Below are 17,252 nucleotides of genomic sequence, written 5' to 3'. Positions count from 1 at the left end.
TCGTGGGTTTATTCCACGGGGCGGGCGCCTTTTAGGTGTAGAAGCTACGCGCTTCTAGACTGAAGCTTTTAGGAAGCGGAAGACGAGGACGAAGAAGAAGCACGCATACCGGTCAGCTTCCACGCACCGTTCTCGTACACACCGTGCAGGGTACGCTCCACCTCGTCCTTACGTTCCGATTCGGAAGGAGCTTCCTGCACGCGGTCCTTGCTTGCAATGAACTCGCCGGGATCCATGGTCATGCGAATATCCCAGTTGTAGGTGTCACCCTCACGTTCGGGCTGCGCGGAAAGCATAGTGATGACAACGGATGCATCGTGCATCCAGGCTTCACCCTTGACCAGCTTCTCACCAAGGGTGCCCCTTTCCGGCTCAATCATACTCTTCAGCTCAGACTTGTCGAGTGCGCATTCACGCAGGGGCTCGGTCTTACCGGTACGCATGTAGTATTCCATGGCTGCGCCGAAGAACGCGATGGACTGGTACAGACCTTCCACGCTGTTCTCGTTGGCGACGGCGGGCTTGGTCGGCACGGGGGCGTTCTTGGACGGCTCGGTGCGGGTTGCGGGCTGGTAGTCGGAAGGCTTGGAGGTGTAGCCCTCCAGGACTGCAACACCGGAGTAGTCGCTACGAACACTCTTGGATGCCGACGCGGAAGCAGATGCGCTACCGGATGCATTGCTGGATGCACTCTCGGATGCAGAGCCGCTGGATGCCTGAGACTGCGAACCGCATGCAGCCAGGAGGGTTGCGCCACCGGCAGCGACAAACAGGCCGAGGGCGGATCGGCGGGTTACGTTCTTCATTTTTCTCTCTATCTGTGGTGTGTTTTCCGCACCGTGGTGCGGGTGATGCCTGCGGCATCTAACGGGAAGACGGCACTACGTGAGTGTAGTGCCGTCTTCCAGTATATGTTTATTGGGCTTGGTATTTTTAGCCGCCGTAATAGTAGTAGTTGCTGTAGGAGCTACCGTAGTAGTCACTGATGACGATGCGGGTGCGGCGGCCGTAACGGTCGGAGTAGTAGCGGTTGTAGGGGGTGCGGCGCACGGTGGGGCGGTAGGTGGTTGCCTGTGCGGGGGTGAGCAGTGCGCCGAGGGCGGTTGCTGCGCCTGCGCCTGCGGCGGCGAGTGCTGCGCGGCGGGTGAGGCGTGCGGGCTTCTTGGTGGCCATGGTGTGCCTTTCGGGGTCGGTGTTTCTGTGAAGTGACGTGGTGTGTGCACGGCGTGCGGCTGTGCATTGACCATTTCTTATTGTAAGCCTCAACGTTAATGTTTTTACGTGCAGAGTGCACCTTCTAGTTGAGGGTTAGGGAGTGGGTGCTGGTCGGCGTTTTTTCGGCAGAAAAATTGCGGAAATATTGCAGAAATATTGGTTGAGAAACACGCCGTGCACGCACTCAATACGGGCTGAATTGCGGGCTACATGTCTACTTCGGCGAGGCCGGTGATTTCCTTGTCCTTAATGAGCGGGATGGTGGAGCTCCAGTTCATCCACGCCTTGACCTGGGCGGCTTCTTCGGGGTTGTTCATGTCTGGCCAGCGGTCGTTTTCCATCTTGAATCGGGTCATTGCGAGGAGGTAGTAACCGTCATCGCCGGGGCTGAAATTCGTAATTGTCTTGCCTGATTTTGTTTTAAAAGTAACGCTGTCTGACTCGTCGCTATCAGAGGCCTGGCTGTATGAGACTGCGTCGATTGCGTTGAGCGGGTAGAAGACCGTATCTAGAAATGATTCGCCCCTTTCGATTCCTTCCGGCGAGATTTCGGTGTAATCCTCAACAGGTCCGTAGAAGAAGCAGATAGCCATGCACATAGCACAGAACGCTGCGATGTCGTAGAAAAGGTGGAATCCCATGTCGCCGAGTAGGTGCGTTAGGAACATTCCGGTAGGAAATATGAGAGCTACAAAGCTGGCCAGAATGATGATGCGAAGCTTGCCTCGGATGATGTATATGTTTTCGGCGCGTAGCTTCTTGTCGTGGTGGCGGCTCATTTCATGGGCGATAACGGAGCGGCAGATTTTGTACATCAGTCCAAGGCATAGTACGCCCCATACAGCAGTCATGGTGTAGGTAATTATCATGGCCGTTCACTAACCTTTCTGTTTATCGGTGACCTGCAGCCTTCCAGCAATGACGCGGAGGGTGCGGGTTCGTTCTCAGAGTAGCCGAGGAAATCGGGTGGTTAGGCACGGATTCGGACAATCTGCGAAGTGGTTGCCGAGTCTTCACCCGAGCATTGCGTCGAGTTAACCTCCCGTCCAGATACGGTGCGATAGGCTAAGAATGTGCCCGCCACCACCGGGGCGAGCGCGATTCACCAACCACCACACAAGGACGTACACACCATGAGTACAACCGAAGTAAGCAGCGAAGCGCACAAGGCAACGAAAGCCTAGAAACCCAGCACAGAATAACAGCCCGCAGCTCAGAAAGAAGGTGAAGAGCAATGAAGAAAAACTCCCCGAGGAAAAAGAACGTTTCAAAGAAAAGGAACACCTCGAAGAAAAATAGTTACCCAGAGGCAAATTACATTACCGAAACTGGGGCTATAAAGAAGACCCGCAAAAAGAGATACACCAAGAAAAAGAAGAATAAAGTCGACTTCAAAGAGTATCTTCGCAAAAAGGCAAAAGCTGCGTGGGATGCACGCGACGTCATCATATTCGCGGCAGTCATGCTAGGGTTCCTTGCGTCCTTACATTTTATGACCAGCTACAACCCGGGCAACGAATCCGCTATCTGCACTGTCACCTCCGTCGAAATCGTTGAACATGAGGACCCCTACTGGACCTCCGGCGAATTCGAAACAGAGGAGTGCGGAATCATCAGATCAAGCAAATCCCCTGACGGTATACCCATCCGCAAATACCTCCAGAACTTTGAGACGGGCAAGAAATATAGGGCGTACAAGTCTTTCGATACCCGCAACGATGAATTCGACTTCAGCGTCCTCCGCTTTGAAGAGATCAAAGAGTAACCCCACCCCTGCAGAAAGGATCCCACCGTGAGCTTTATCGGCGAATTTATTATCGACTTTATTGGAGAGGCCCTCGCCTCCTCACCGACCCTGCAGCGAGTATGCCTGTGGATTCTTTTCTCTATATCCATTCTTCTCATGCTTGTCCCCGTCATGACGGGTGAATACGCGTGGAGCATCCTATCCATCTCGATCATGCTGTTTTCGGTCGTGACGATTGACGGCACGCATGAGCAGTGCGTGAAAAACACCAAGAACGGCGGCGCGTACCATTACTTTCTGCTGACGGTGGGCACGTTCTGCGTTGCCGCAATTGCTCTGCTCGCTGCTCTCTCCCTGGCGGGTGTCCCGCAGGTTGCCCTCACCCCGCAGGCGGGCGGCATCAATTTCGCGCCCTGGTATGTGGCGGTGTCCGCGCTGGTTCTTCTGCTGTTCTTCTACAACGCCGCGGCGCCGAACGAGGAGATCCCTAACCTGCGACGCATGGAGCGCATCAACCGGTACGTACGCCTGGTGGTGCTGGGTGTGAGTGCCCTGATGGCGCTCTTCTGCCTGCTGATTCCGGTGGTTTCGTTCGCTACTGCCGGTTATGAGCCTGTGGGTGTTTCGGTGGTGCTGTGCCTGGTGCCGGTCTTCCTGATTTTTGTGCGCCGCTCCCTGTTCAAGCTGTGGGCGGCGACCTTTAAGGAGGGCGCTGCCGGGTACGGCGTGTTGCGTGGCTTCTGCGTCACCCTGGTGGGTTTGGGTGGATGCTTGGCGGCGGCCCGTCTTGCCGTGGATGTTGTGCAGTCTGGTAGCGGCTTGTCGCTGGTGTATGTGGTGCCGGTGATCGCCTCGTACCTGCTGGCGAAGAGGTACCTGACCGTGGGTGTTGCTATCCCCGAGAAGGAAGACGAGGAGGACCCGGAGGCGGAACCTGCAGCCAGCTAAACCGTGGAACCCCGTGGGCTGAGAGATGACCTCAGCCGCGGGGTTTTTCTATGTCAAACAGAGTTCGGTAAGTGCACTAGTTTGAAACGAAATGAAAAATACCTTTAACTATCACCTCAAGGTTGAATTGAATATCCTGATGAGGCACCGACTAGGAGGAAAAAATATCAACCTTCCCATATTGGACTGATAAAGTGGTACGGGGCTTTTTCTCTTTCCGGCTTTGCCCCTGACCCTTTCCACTCAGGTGGGCACTATACAGTGGCGTTTCAGACTTGCCGCTGTTATGTGTCTGCACGGTATATAACTCAACGAAAAGATCATCATGACCAACCACACCACAGCGCGTCAGCGTCTACTCCGCTTCCCTTTGATTTTGGGTGTCACGACGGCACTTATTTTCTCTTCCTGCTCCACGGGCACGAACAATAACAGTGCCCCTTCCGATAAGGGTACTGTTACTTCTCAGAGTCCCCGCCAGGTAGAGAACGCTACTAATGTTCTGCAGAACGTGAATATTCAGATGGGTCGTGATGGCGAGGTTTCGTCGATTGAGTCGACCAACATTTACGTCAATGACAAGGATCGTACGAGCTCCTCGAGCAATGTGCAGTTCAAGCCGAAGGACGTCGTTAATGACCTTCCTGTGCGTGTGAGCCTGCAGTATTCTACTGAGCGCGGTAGCGGCACTAACCTGAATGATTTGAACGGCTACAGCGGCGAAATCACGATTAAGGTTACGGTTGAGAACCTGACGGTGAAGACCGAGGATGTCACCTATGATGCGTCCGGTACTAGCCGTACTAGCCCTGCACCGGTTGGTACTCCGTTCTCTATTGCTGCTTCTACTGTTCTTTCGGGTTCTCCTACTCAGGTTATTACGACCCCTGATGCTGCTGATTCGTCGACGAATGGTGTGGTGAGCACCAACGATGAAGGTAAGGCTGTTGTTCAGTGGGGTGCTATTTCGGCACCTCCGGTCACTGCTAGTTCTTCTTCTTTTGTGTTGAAGGTCAAGGCGAAGGATTTTAGTGCGCCTACCTTCAACATTTCGGTGCAGCCTGGTTTTGCTTCTGATTTGTCTGGCGCGGGAATCATTACTAACGGTTTCACCTCTCAGGATGCGTCTCAGGTGGCGCTTCTGCAGCGCACTATTGATACGGTCAACGAGGTTAATACGACGCTGACTAGCGCTAGTTCGCAGGTTGCTCAGGTGCGTCAGAGCCTGGATGATACGTCTGCGACCTTGGGTAAGGACACTGCCGAGCATCTGAAGACTCAGAATGAATCGTTGACGAAGACTATGCAGGGTCTGCAGGCGAATATTGAGAGCCTGCAGAAGGATCTTTCTGAGGCTTCGCGTACTAATAATTCTCAGCTGATTTCTCAGTTGGAGCGTACTGTTGCTGCTCTTCACTCGATGCTGGGTGATACGACGGCTCGCCCCAATGTGTCTGTTTCGCATAGCGGCGGTCGTTGTGTTGTGCATCGTGAGGAGGGTGCGAGTAGCCGTAGCGTGTACGGTAATTTGGTTCAGCTGTCTGCTGTTCTGAATGCGTATGCGGAGGCAAGTTCGGACTGCCAGCAGGATCTTACGGCTTCGATTCGTGAGATTGTCGGCCCGGAACACCCGACCGCTGAGACTTGTTCTTCTAACGGTTCGGTGACCTGCGCCCTGTTCGGTGCGTCGGTGACGGTGCAGAGCTCTCTGATTGCACTGGTTGCTACTGGTGAGAAGATTGTGGATCACCTGCAGCCGGAGTATTTGAAGGGTGCGAACAACAACTATTCGGCATTGAAGCGTCAGATGGATGAGCTTGTTGAGCAGGTGGAGAAGGACCCGTCTTCTCTTGATGCTGATGCTGTGCGTTCTTTGAGTGAGAAGGTTAGTGCGGCTCGTCAGAGCGTGAATCAGATGAAGGAAACGTCGAGCCGTCTGATTGAGAGCATCAAGAACGTTCATTCTCGTGCGGCTTCTGCTCGTGCGGAGCTGGTGGACGGTTCTGGTTCTATGAGCGCTCAGAATAAGGAACTGGCGGAGCAGCTTTGTGCTCTGTCTACTGAGCGTGGCGGTTCTCTGTCTGCTGAGCAGGTGGAGCATCTGCGTGGATACCTGACGGCTTCTTCTTGTGGTGGCGCGGCTTCGCCGTCTGCTTCCCCGTCTTCTGAGGCGCCGTCTGAGGCTCCTAGCCCTGCACCGTCTGAGTCTGCTTCTGTGGCTCCTTCTGAGGAGCCGTCGAAGAAGGTTGAGGCTCCTTCCGCCGCTCCCTCTTCTGAGGCGCCTTCCGCCGAGCCTACTGCCACGGAAGGTAATACTCGCGTCATTACGGTGGAGAACGCGAACGAGCGTACCTACACTTCGAACACCCCGGCAGCACGTACTCCGATGGAGCAGCGTATTGCTGCCGCGGTAGCTGCGTGGGATGAGGTTCTTGCCGCTACTTCGATGGATGACCCCAAGGAGGGCCTGGCCCGCGATGCCAAGGACCTTAACGACGCTGTGAACGCGGTAGATGGTGCCCTGGGCGAGGTTGAGAAGACCCTGAACGATGCCGCAAACGCGCAGAACCAGGACGCGGAGAAGAAGGAAGAGCCTACTGAGGAGGCTAAGGTTTCTCTGCGTGATCGTATCCATTCAGCTTCGGATGCTGTCAATGCTTTGGGTAAGAACCTGGAGGATATGACGAACATGCAGGCTGACCTCTCCACCGCTATTAAGGAAGCGTTCAAGGAGTCTGCCAATGAGACTCGCGAGAGCCTGACGGGCATGATTAGCGAGGAGATTCGTAAGGTTTCGAGCGATGGTTCTTCTAGCGCTTCGGCTGCTAAGGAGGCGTTCTCCGCTTCGATTGCTGGCATTACTGATACCGCGAATACTGTGGTTCAGGTGGCTGGTGAGTCTATCGAGGTTCAGCACAAGGATATGAATGATCGTATTGAGGGTCTGCGTCAGTCTCTGGATTCGGTGACTGAGCGTTCGCTGGTTGCTCTGAGCACCCGCGCTGAGAACGCTACCCGAGATTTGGCTGGTGCATCCGTTCAGCTGAATAACGACCTGTCGAAGCTCATGCTCGATTTGGGCGATAGCAACGCTGAGGGCGCTGGCCTCTTGGGCGCGCTCAAGAGCAATAGCGCGAAGGCTGGTGCGGCTGATTACCAGCTTGCTTTGGCGATGCAGAATGCTCAGGGTTACACGAACCTCCGTTCTGAGGATATTTCCGCTCTGCAGAAGCGTCAGGCTCAGTTCAAGGCGTCCCTGCAGCGTCTGCGTTCGCTGCCGACCTTCCACCTGTCGAATGCTGGCAGTGCAGAGGTGAAGACGGTGTACACCTTCCAGATTGGTGATTAGCCGTGGGGTTTTCCCCTCATTTGGGCTCTGATTCAGGTCCTCACCGCCGCGAGGGCAGGCGGCTCACTCAGCGCACCGTGGTGTGGTGTGTCAGTCTGTGTGTGCTGTTTAGCCTTGCGGTGGTGGGGATCTGGTATGGCGTGCGCGCTGTGACTCCTCAGCCTTTGCCGCTTGGTACGGGTACGAACCCTGCGTCTGCGGTGACGGTTCAGCAGGCTATTTCTCTTCCTGCGTCTGGTCGTGAGCCTGTTATTGGTGTTGTTACTACTTTTGGTGATGATGCTGAGGGGTCTGCGTGGCGTCTGAATGCTCAGGGTGCTCGTGTTGCGCAGTACCGTCTGGCTTTGGGTAAGTCTTCTGTGAAGGTTCTTTATGCGAACGATAAGGGAACGGAGCAGGGTGCCCGTGAGGCGGTTGAGAAGCTCTCGTCTGAGGGTGCTTTGGGTATTGTGCTTGCTTCTCGGGGTGAGCATCTTCGGGGTGCTACGGCTGCTGCTAAGGAACGCAATGTTGCGGTGATTGAGGCGTATGACCGGGTAGATGCTGGCGATGGGGTGTGGAGTTTTGCTCTGGACCCTGAGCAGGAGAAGCAGGTCTATACGACTGCTATTCGTTCGCTTGCCGGTGTATCTAGCACGGGTTCTTCGCAGCAGCTTGATGGTGTGCGCACCATCCTGTTGGATGCGGGCGAGGGTTCTGCGCCTGACCTTCCTTATACCCATCGCGTTCAGGTTTCTGCTGATGAAGACAGCATGAAGGATACTCTCAAGGAGCTGACGCGCCTTCTGGGGGACAAGTATTCGGGCTCTTCTCCTGTTCTGGTTTTGACGGGATCGGCGTCGACTCAGGCGAAGGTGCTTCGTTCTCTTCAGAGGGCGGGTATTACGTCTCCGGTGATTGCGGGTGAGGAAGCTTTGACGGAGCCTTTTATGCGTCTTCTTCTGGAGAACGGCGGTTCCTTGACTGACAATATTCGCGTTGTGGGGCGTGTGCAGGCACGTGCTGCGGCGTTGAGTGCTGATGATGCCGGTCGTGCTTCTTCGGCGTTTGTCTCAACTGTGGAACGTATGAAGAACGATTCTTCGCTCAAGGATTTGTCAGGCGAACAGTCGTTCTCGAAATCGGCAGCGTGGGCGGATGCTCCCTCCCATAACGCGCTTTTGGCTTTTGCGTATGCCACGAGTCAGGTTCGTGAATACACTCCCGAGGCGGTTCGACGGGTTCTAGGAACCCTTCGTTTGGACGCTAAAGATTCTACGGTCGCGTATCCGTTGGATTTTTCGTCTTCTTACGCCGCTGGAGGGCAGGTGGGTCTTCTTTACCCGACCGCGGAAGCTTCGATGATTCAGGGCGGGTCTTCCTCGACGGATGCGGTGAATCCGCCGGTGTGGATGCTTCGCACGTTCACCTCAGAATCTCGCGACTAGCCTTTCCACACGGAGCCTACTGTACAGAGCCAGCCCATCACACCCCGGCTTTCGGGTATTACTTCTAGTCCGTCCACCAGCGGGGCTCACGATTTATCTATTTTGGAGAACACCTTATGCGCTTTTTCCTTGAACTTGAAGAGCATAACGGGAGCTATGAACTAGACTCCTGGCAGCCTGAGACGACCATCGCTGATCTCATCCAGGCGACCGGTGGCCCCTCCCTGCCCGCCGACGAGCCGCTGTACTGCGATAACCGCCCGGTGACGGCATCCTCCACCCTGGCGGAGGTCAAGCCGATGGAGGGTATGCGCATCTCTAGAGCACCGCTCTCCTACCCTTCCCTGGTGCAGGGCTGGAGCGTCTGCTTGAGCGGCGGTTCGACGGTTACCCTGCCGCACCCTATCCCTTCTTCGCGTCCTCTGGTGGCGGGTCGTTCCCCGTACGCCGACATTGTGCTGCCCACGGCGAGCGCCTCGTGGGAGCATCTGCACCTGCAGGTGGTTCATGATGAGTCGACGAACACTCAGAAGGTGCGCATCACTGATCCGGGTTCTACGAACGGTAGTTTTGTGGACGGTCAGAAAATCCCCGAGGAGGGTCTGACTGTTTCTGAGAGCACCACCATCCACGTTGGTGATTGTGTGCTGACTCTGCAGCCTGCTCCTCAGGAGAAGGCAGCGCCTCGCCCCGGTAGCGCCCCGAATGTGAGCGCGTCGGGTACTGCACCGTTTAACCGTCCGCCGCGTCAGGGTGCGTTGAGCGCCCCGGAGAAGGTGGAGGCACCTACCCGCAAGAACGTCTCTGACCCGCCGAAGTTCAATATTGCGATGGCGGTGGGCCCGATTATTATGGCGGCGGCAATGGTCGCCATTATGCAGGAGATTCGTTACGCCCTTTTCGCGATGCTCAGCCCCATCCTGAGTATTGGCATGTGGGTGGAGCAGAAACGTCGTCACGCTAAGGATAAGGTGAAGGAGCGTGTGCGTTTTGAGCAGGAAATGGAGAAGTTCAAGGAACGTATCGCTCTGAGTAACCGTGAGGAAATTGAGCGTCTTCACGACCTTGCCCCGGCACCAGATGCCGTTCAGCTGCGGGCGCTTCTTCCTGCAATGACGCTGTGGCGTCGCCGGAGCACCAGCCCTGACCTGTTGACTTTCCATGTGGGTACTGGGCATATTCATTGGGCTCCTGAGCTGACGAAGCCGAGCAATCCTGAGCCTGAGGTTCAGCATATTCTTGAGCACAATACTCTGTGGGATGCCCCGCTGGTTGCTGACCTGCGTGAGGGTGGCGCTATCGGTATTGTGGGTCCGCGTGAGCAGTCTCTTGCCCTGGCGCGTAGCCTGGTGCTGCAGGCGGCGACCCACACGGGTCCTGCTGATATGACGATTGCGGTCTGCGCTGATTCGGCGCGCTCGCAGGACTGGGTGTGGACGTCGTGGCTTCCGCACATGCATATGGCGCAGAACCAGCAGATGCGTTGGTTTGCTTCTGGTAAGGAGCAGTCGGATCAGATGCTGCGCTCTCTTTACAACGACATTGAGTCTCTTCCGACCCGTGGCCTGTGCGTGGTCGTTGATTCGGATACCCTCACCGAGGGCCGTGAGTCGCCGGCACGCGACCTTTTGGCGTACGGCGATGAAGTGCGTCTGATGGCGAATAAGACTGCTGCTGCGGGTGCTCGCCGTGTTGCCGGTATTGTGTTGGCTTCTTCTGTTGACCGTCTTCCTGCGTCGTGTACTTCGGTCGTGGAGATTGGTGAGGAGGCTTCTATGACCTATTCGGAGCCTCGCCGCCGTTACACGGTCACTGACGGTGTGCTCGCCGGTGTGAGTGCTGAGGATGCTCTTCATGTGGCGCGTACTTTGGCGCATCATGAGGACCCTGAGCGTCTGCTTCTGGGCGGCGGTTTGCCTCAGCTGGTGAAGCTGCCTGAGCTGGTTGGTTTGCCGACCCCTCCGGGTGCTGAGGATATTGAGGCGTTTTGGTCGCAGGCTAATGGTTTCAGTACTGAGATTGGTGTGGGCGACTCTGGCGCGTTCACGCTGGACTTGGTGAAGGACGGTCCTCACGGTCTGGTGGGTGGTACCACCGGTTCGGGTAAGAGTGAGTTTTTGCGTTCGTTGGTGGCGGGTTTGGCTGCTCACCATGATCCGAGCCGTTTGAACTTTATCCTGGTTGACTTTAAGGGTGGTGCGGCATTTAAGACGTGTGAGCGTCTGCCGCATACGATTGGTACTTTGAGCAACTTGGATGCTCAGTTGGCTCACCGCGCTATTGAGTCGTTGGAGGCGGAGATGGACCGTCGTCAGCGCCTGTTTGCGGCTGCTGGCGAGGGTGTGGACAACATTAAGGATTATTTGGCGACGAACCCGCCGGAGCCGATGCCTCGCTTGCTGCTGGTAATTGACGAGTTTGCGATGCTGGCGAAGGACTTCCCGGATGTCCTGTCGTCGCTGGTGAGTATTGGTGCGGTGGGTCGTACCCTGGGTGTGCACATGATTTTGGCGACTCAGCGTCCTGCCGGTGTGGTGAATGACGATATTCTGGCGAATACGAACTTGCGTGTGGCGTTGCGTGTGCAGAGTCGTGAGGATTCTTCGAACGTGATTGGTGTTCCGGATGCTTCGGAGATTTCGCGTTCGCAGATGGGTCGCGCCTATGTGAAGCTGGGTCAGAACGATATTTCGCCGGTGCAGACTGCCCTGGTGACGGGTCAGAGTGGCACTGAGGTGGTAACTTCTCTGGAGGTTCGTGCGACCGATAGTATCGGTATTCCTCGTTCGGAGCGTGCGCGCCCGAAGGTGTCGTCTAGTGATGCGAATGACCTGGATTTGCTGATTGACGCTGTTGTGGCGGCTCATGCGGCTCGTGGTGCGGTTGCTCCTCGTAAGGTGTGGCCTGAGCCGTTGGGTTCGTATGTTGATTTGGTTGATTTTGGTGTGCGTGGCTTCCCTGACCCGGATCTTCCCACTGTGGGTGGTGTCCGGGACGGTGTTCTGATGTGCACTTTGGGTGATAAGCCTGAGCTACAGCGTCAGGTGCCTATGGGCTGGAATATTGAGATGAGCAACCTGCTGTTGGTGGGTGTTGCAGGTAGTGGTACGACTACGACGATTCAGTCGGTGGTGCTAGGTTTGGCTCAGCATTATTCGCCGGAGGACATCGATATTGTTCTGGTGGATATGGGCGCTGATGGCTTGTTGCCATTAGGTTCTTTGCCGCATGTTGTTTCTGCTGTGGGTACCGGTCAGGGCGCTAGGGAACGTCAGGCTCGCTTCTTGCGTTTTGTGAAGTCGGAGCTTGATGCTCGCCGTGCTGACGCGGCACGCCGTAAGCCTCTTTTCATTGTTTTGGATGGTTTTGCGACGCTGCGTGATGAGTTCTCTGACGCTGTGAGCATGGACTTGTTGGCGAATTTCTACCGCGTGTATGCGGATGGTCCTGCTGTTGGTATTCACTGTGTGGTGTCGACGAGCCGTGCGAAGAATATTCCCTCGCAGATTCTTGATGCTTCGTTGCAGACGTGGTTCTTCCAGCTGAGCGATGTCCACGATTATTCCTCGCATGGTATTCGCGGCACGAATGTTCCGGCTGCGGTTCCCGGCCGTTGTGTTGACCCGAAGCGTCTGCGTCAGATGCAGGTGGCTACTCCCGCTGTTGGCGTGGAGGAGGCTGTCTCTATGGTTCGTGAGCGTTTCCCGCAGGCTCCTGCTAAGCGTGATGTGATTGGTCAGCTGCCGACGTGGGTTTCGTGGGAGAGCATGCCTGCTGCCGAGTTTTCTCCGAGCCTGTGGCGTATCCCTGTGGGTATTGCGGAGGCTACGTTAGAGGCGTGTGCTTTCGAGCTGTATGAGGGTGAGCACGCCATGGTTGCGGGTAATCCGCGTTCGGGTAAGTCTTCTCTGCTGGTTGCATTTGCTCGTCTGGTTTCTCGGGCGAGGACTGCGGCGGAGCAGGCGGTGTCTGCTGCATTGGCGTCTGGTGACGCTATCGCGGCAGAGAACGCACGCATGGATGCCGCTGAGGTTCCGGAGGTTTGGGCTGTATTTGATCAGCGTTCCGGTCTGGTGAATGCGCCGGAGGGTGTTTTTGACCGGGTGTTTGAGAGCAAGAATGCTTCTGCTCAGGTGCAGGCGGCTTTGCAGGATGCCGCGGGCCCGGTGCTGTTGCTGATTGATGATGGTGACCGTGTGGATGACCCGATGAACGTTTTTGATGCCATTGTGAAGGGTGACTTCCCGGACGTTCACATTATTGCCACGGGTAAGCCGACTGATTTGCGTCCTTTGTATAGCCATTGGACGAAGGCTATTCGCAAGTTCCGCACTGGTGCTGTGGTTCAGCCGAATGTTGATACGGATATGGACATGTTCGGTTCTATTCCGAGGCGCGCCCCGGTTCAGCTGAGCGTTGGTCGTGGCTACGCGTTCCTTGCCGGGTCGCCGGTTCTGGTGCAGCTGATGAGCCCTGAGGATTCTCAGCACCGTGGCGGGCTGTAGGGCTTGTTCGGCGTGTGGTGAGGTATGGTGTAACTTTACCGACTGTTTTGCTGTAGGGATCGCCCCGTCTGGGGCGTCTTCCTGCGTGTTGTGAAGTTGATGTTAAGGAGTTAGCCCGTGACTGTACCTGCTGGTTCGCCGCAGTACTCCGGCTCGGAGCGCCGTGATGCTCATCCTGCCTCGCAGGCTGCTGGTCAGCCTGCGGGGGGCTTGGTTGCGGGCGCTCCCCTTGGCTCTTCGTATCGTTTGCTGCGCCGGGTGGGTTCTGGTGCGGTCGGTGAGGTGTGGGCTGCTACGATGAGCGGCTCGTGGGCTCTGTATGCGGCGAAGGTTTTGCGTCCGGAGCTTGCGGAGAACCCTGTGGTTCTTGAGTCTTTTGTGCGTGAGCGTTCGGTGTTGTTGGCGTTGTCGCATCCTCATATTGTGCCGTTGACGGACATGGTGGTTGAGGGTGGCGTGCTGGCTCTGGTGATGGAGTTTCAGCATGGCGGTTCGTTGCGTCAGAAGCTGGATTCTGAGGGTCCGTTGCCGGTTCGTTTGGCGTTGAGTCTGATGGTGCAGGTTCTGAATGCGGTGGAGTTTGCTCACCGTCAGGGCGTGATGCATCTGGATATTAAGCCGGAGAATGTTCTGCTGAGCGGTGTTTTGGGGGAGTCTCTGGATCAGCAGGTTCGTGTGGCTGATTTCGGTATTGCTTCTTTTACTGGCTCTGCGGGTTCGGGGGCTTCTCGTTCGTTTTCTGGTACTCCGGGGTATATGGCTCCGGAGCGTTCTGCGCATGGTGTGGCTACTCCGGCGGTTGATGTTTATGCGTGCGCTGTGACTCTTCATGAGTTGTTGGTGGCGGCGCGTCCTCTTCCGGCGCGTGGTGGTGCGGTGCAGGTGTCGCCGCAGATTCCGGCTGAGGTGGCTGAGGTGCTTCACGGGATGTTGGCGGAGAACCCGGTTCAGCGTCCTGGTGCGGCTGAGGCTGCCGCTAAGTTGCGTCTTTTGGCTGAGGGTTTCGCGGCTGATACGGTGCTTCCTCGCTGGGTTGAGGTGTCTTCGGGTGCTGTGGGGTACACGCCTACGGTGGTTCACGGTGCTGAGCCTGCTGTTTCTGCGGCGCCTGGGCAGAATGTTACGGAGCTGTATGGTGCGGGCATGCCGTCGCTGGGTCAGGCGCAGAATGAGACGGTTATCCGGGCTCCTTTTGTGGTGGAGCAGCCGGTATATGTTCCTGATGAGGTTGTTGAGGATGAGGAGCCTGCCCGTTCGCCGTTGCGCCGCCCGCTGGTATGGGGCGCTATCCTGGGTTCTCTAATCCTTGTGGGTATGCTCCGCTTTTGTGGGTTTGAGCGGCGGTAAGGGTGCGTCTAAGACGGCTGAGTCGTGGTCTGCTTCGAGCCGTAGTTCGGCGTCTTTGCCGAGTGGTTTGGGTACCCGTATTGAGGGTACGTATAACCCGCGGGATAAGAGTGCCCGCCTGACGTTTGAGTTTTCTTCGCAGAAGTCGGCTCTTCGGGGCGATATTTTGCAGGTGCTTCCCGGTGTTGAGGGTGGTTCGTGTGCTTCGGTGACGTGGGATGCGGGTCAGGCGTCTTCTGGGGTGTCGAAGAATCAGTCGAGTGTGACTGCGGTGGATGTTCCGTGTTCGTGGAATCTGTCTGGGGTGAGTATCCCGGCTAATGGTGTGGTGCAGGTTCGGGCGAATGTGTCTGCGGAGTTTAAGGATTCGCGTGCTTTTGAGGAGTGGGTGAACCGTATTGATTCTGAGACGTCGAAGGCTATTTCTGATCGGGAGGTTCGTTCGACGGCGTACCCGATTCAGCGTTTGCGTTCGATTGAGTTGCGGGTTCCCTCTCGTGTGGTGAATCAGAGTGTTTTGCCGGTGACGGTGGTTCCGGTGTGGCCCAGTGGTGCGGATGAGTTGAATCCGTTGATGGTTTTGCCGCGTACGGGTGAGTTTTCGACGCTGGTTCAGGCGATTTCTCCGGATGCTCAGTTGATTAGTTTTTCGGATGGTTGTTCGGGGCATGTGTTGGTGTCTGAGGATCAGCGGGTGGTGACGGCGCTGTCGGTGACGTCTAAGTGCCGCCTGAACGCGCAGATTGGTAATTTCACGAACCTGTCCAGCAGCGACTTCGCAATCATCACCCGCTAACGGTGGTGCTCAGATAAGCTACCGCTATACGCAGAAAGCCCTGGGGCTGAGAGAATATCTCTCAGCCCCAGGGCTTGTGCAGTAAGAACTTATTGTTCTTCACGAGCCTGCTGGCGTTCCAGCCTACGCGCCTCATTACGAGCAGCACGGCGGCGGCGCTTCTGACGCTCACTCTTCGTCTGACCAACGATGTACTTGGTGCCGCACAAGTCGTAGAACTGGGCATAAATATCGCGCGAAGAGCCATACATCCCGACCACACTCATCACGTCCAGGCCGTCTTCTTCTGCCCAGTGTCCGTGATCGTCACGGTACAGCACCTGCGCCATAAGAATCGTCGCATCGAACTGGTAGGGGTCAAAGCTGCAAGTACGCTTACCCATCTCAGTACTGCCAATGCGCAAGAACCCGTTCTTGCCGTTGTTCTCCACGTGGGCAAACGTAATCGAAGGGTAGGTGAAAGTGCGTTCCTTCCACCGCCAATTACGCCACCGCACGTGGTCCTCACGCAGTTCGAGGTAGAAGGCGTAGCAGTGGTTCAGCGGGAGAACGCCCAGCAGGCCTATACCTAAAACACCAATCAGAAGAGCGGCAATCGCTTCAGTACGCTGAGACGCATATTCGGGAGCGGTCAGAAGACCATAAGAAGCTATGAATGCTGGCCATGCAACAAACCCGAGAATAGTTACAAGCCAGAAGAAGATAAACGCTGCGATAGGCCTCTTCTGCCTCTTATTCAGCGTGGGTTTGCCGAGCTTAATGCGGATACCCGGTACCAGGGCGACGAGAAGCCCTCCGAGGGCTCCGTCTTCAACAGCGCTCAACGTTATTCTCCTTTCCCTTTCTCCGCTACAGATGACTCAGCTTTCAAATCCTTATCATTCCACACCAAAAAACCCGGGCGGCTTTTATAGATATCGTATGCATCCTTAAGGTGGTACTTCTTATTCACATGGTTAGTCACAGACTTTTGTGCTTCCTGGTCAAAATATTTTTGGAAGCTCTTAGTCCGAGACTTACTATTCAAATAAGTTCCATACGTATAAGGACGAGTACCCATTTGTTTCAGAGTGCTCGGGGCCCCAACATCACCTGTAGGGGCATTCTTCGCATAATCCTTACTCTTCTTGGTTGCCGTCGTCACGCCCTTCCATACAAGGTCTTCGACACGCACTTCCTTACCGGTACCCCAGGATTCAAAGGCGCTCTGTCCCATCGATGAAACAGTATCAGCCGATACGCTAATACTCTTACGAATCCCCTTTTCGCTAACGCCAGGAATGTACTTAGAGGCAAGCTGCGATACCTTAGTTTTCGACAAAGAACCCGATACCGGGCTAATCATACTATTCAGACCACCAAAAGCCATACCAGAAGCAACCTTAAACGCATGTTCCTGCGGCGAGTACTTATGCTTTCCACCGGTTAGAACACTCAAAACCGCGTCCTTAGTACCATCAATAGCGCTACTCACGCCGCTTTTAGCGCCTTCCACGGTCATACGCACCTTGGTGGCCTGCCATACACGTGCCGGAGTAGATGCCATTAGCTTACCGGTGCCGTTAGCGGGTCCAGTGAACATTTTGGACATAGGACCACTCACCCACTTGCCCATACCAGCGGAGATGCCGCCGAAGAGAGCACCAACTCCAGCAGATATACCGACATTCATCCAATTAACTTCTCCAGTATTGGGGTCTTTATTCTCATCGATAGCATTAGCTGCTGCTAACGTGCCACCGGCGATAGCGCCCAGTGCAATAAGAAGTGTTCCACCCGTTACAAAAATGGCAGCGGCAGAAGCTACTACACCAACTACAGTAAGTGCGCCCTTAATAATGTTTGTTACTGTATCCCGAATACGCTCCTCACGGAACTTATTGAAATCCTCCACCGACACCGGCGACAAACCCCACGG

The 17,252-nt window shown here is 55.7% G+C and carries 12 protein-coding genes; 7 read left to right on the top strand and 5 right to left on the bottom strand.

Going from position 1 to position 17,252, the window contains the following annotated elements; all coding sequences use genetic code 11:
* Positions 1-68: 68 nt before the first annotated feature.
* From HMPREF2894_RS03085 to HMPREF2894_RS03075, 3 genes are all read right to left on the bottom strand, one after another.
* Positions 69-806, bottom strand: coding sequence for a DUF6318 family protein (locus HMPREF2894_RS03085; RefSeq protein WP_070677752.1), 738 nt, complete (start codon positions 804-806; stop codon positions 69-71).
* A gap of 127 nt (positions 807-933) precedes the next feature.
* Positions 934-1,173 (bottom strand): transcriptional initiation protein Tat, encoded by a 240-nt coding sequence (locus HMPREF2894_RS03080; RefSeq protein ID WP_070677750.1) that lies wholly within the window; start codon positions 1,171-1,173, stop codon positions 934-936.
* 248 nt (positions 1,174-1,421) lie between these two features.
* Positions 1,422-2,084, bottom strand: a complete 663-nt coding sequence (locus tag HMPREF2894_RS03075) for a hypothetical protein (protein ID WP_049345065.1) — start codon at positions 2,082-2,084, stop codon at positions 1,422-1,424.
* 365 nt (positions 2,085-2,449) lie between these two features.
* On the opposite strand from HMPREF2894_RS03075, the gene HMPREF2894_RS03070 reads away from it, so the two are divergent.
* From HMPREF2894_RS03070 to HMPREF2894_RS09210, 7 genes are all read left to right on the top strand, one after another.
* Positions 2,450-2,980: a hypothetical protein gene (locus HMPREF2894_RS03070; protein ID WP_070677748.1), complete on the top strand. Its 531-nt coding sequence runs from the start codon at positions 2,450-2,452 to the stop codon at positions 2,978-2,980.
* Positions 2,981-3,007: 27 nt separating this feature from the next.
* Positions 3,008-3,910, top strand: coding sequence for a hypothetical protein (locus HMPREF2894_RS03065; RefSeq protein WP_070677746.1), 903 nt, complete (start codon positions 3,008-3,010; stop codon positions 3,908-3,910).
* Positions 3,911-4,235: 325 nt separating this feature from the next.
* Entirely contained in the window at positions 4,236-7,259 is a 3,024-nt protein-coding gene (locus HMPREF2894_RS03060; protein WP_070677744.1) for a chitinase, read from the top strand.
* A 149-nt stretch (positions 7,260-7,408) separates the two neighbouring features.
* Positions 7,409-8,686: a type 1 periplasmic-binding domain-containing protein gene (locus HMPREF2894_RS03055; RefSeq protein WP_246827004.1), complete on the top strand. Its 1,278-nt coding sequence runs from the start codon at positions 7,409-7,411 to the stop codon at positions 8,684-8,686.
* Positions 8,687-8,802: 116 nt separating this feature from the next.
* A complete protein-coding gene (locus HMPREF2894_RS03050; protein ID WP_070677740.1) occupies positions 8,803-13,191 on the top strand; it encodes an FtsK/SpoIIIE domain-containing protein in 4,389 nt (1,462 codons plus the stop codon).
* 117 nt (positions 13,192-13,308) lie between these two features.
* Positions 13,309-14,538, top strand: a complete 1,230-nt coding sequence (locus tag HMPREF2894_RS09215) for a serine/threonine-protein kinase (protein WP_246827003.1) — start codon at positions 13,309-13,311, stop codon at positions 14,536-14,538.
* Positions 14,525-15,334, top strand: a complete 810-nt coding sequence (locus HMPREF2894_RS09210) for a hypothetical protein (protein ID WP_246827002.1) — start codon at positions 14,525-14,527, stop codon at positions 15,332-15,334. The genes HMPREF2894_RS09215 and HMPREF2894_RS09210 overlap by 14 nt, the downstream gene beginning before the upstream one ends.
* A gap of 89 nt (positions 15,335-15,423) precedes the next feature.
* Here HMPREF2894_RS09210 and HMPREF2894_RS03040 read toward each other — a convergent pair whose 3' ends face one another.
* Both HMPREF2894_RS03040 and HMPREF2894_RS03035 read right to left on the bottom strand, forming a co-directional pair.
* On the bottom strand, positions 15,424-16,158 hold the full coding sequence (locus tag HMPREF2894_RS03040) for a cobalamin biosynthesis protein CobN (RefSeq protein WP_070677738.1): 735 nt from the start codon (positions 16,156-16,158) through the stop codon (positions 15,424-15,426).
* A 2-nt stretch (positions 16,159-16,160) separates the two neighbouring features.
* A partial coding sequence (locus HMPREF2894_RS03035; protein ID WP_210399395.1) for a hypothetical protein occupies positions 16,161-17,252 on the bottom strand: 1,092 nt, incomplete at its 5' end.

The organism is Rothia sp. HMSC066G02, from assembly GCF_001813145.1.
Classification (GTDB): Bacteria; Actinomycetota; Actinomycetes; order Actinomycetales; family Micrococcaceae; genus Rothia.
Note: the sequence above shows the minus strand (reverse complement) of the source record. Positions and strands in the feature narration are given on the sequence as shown.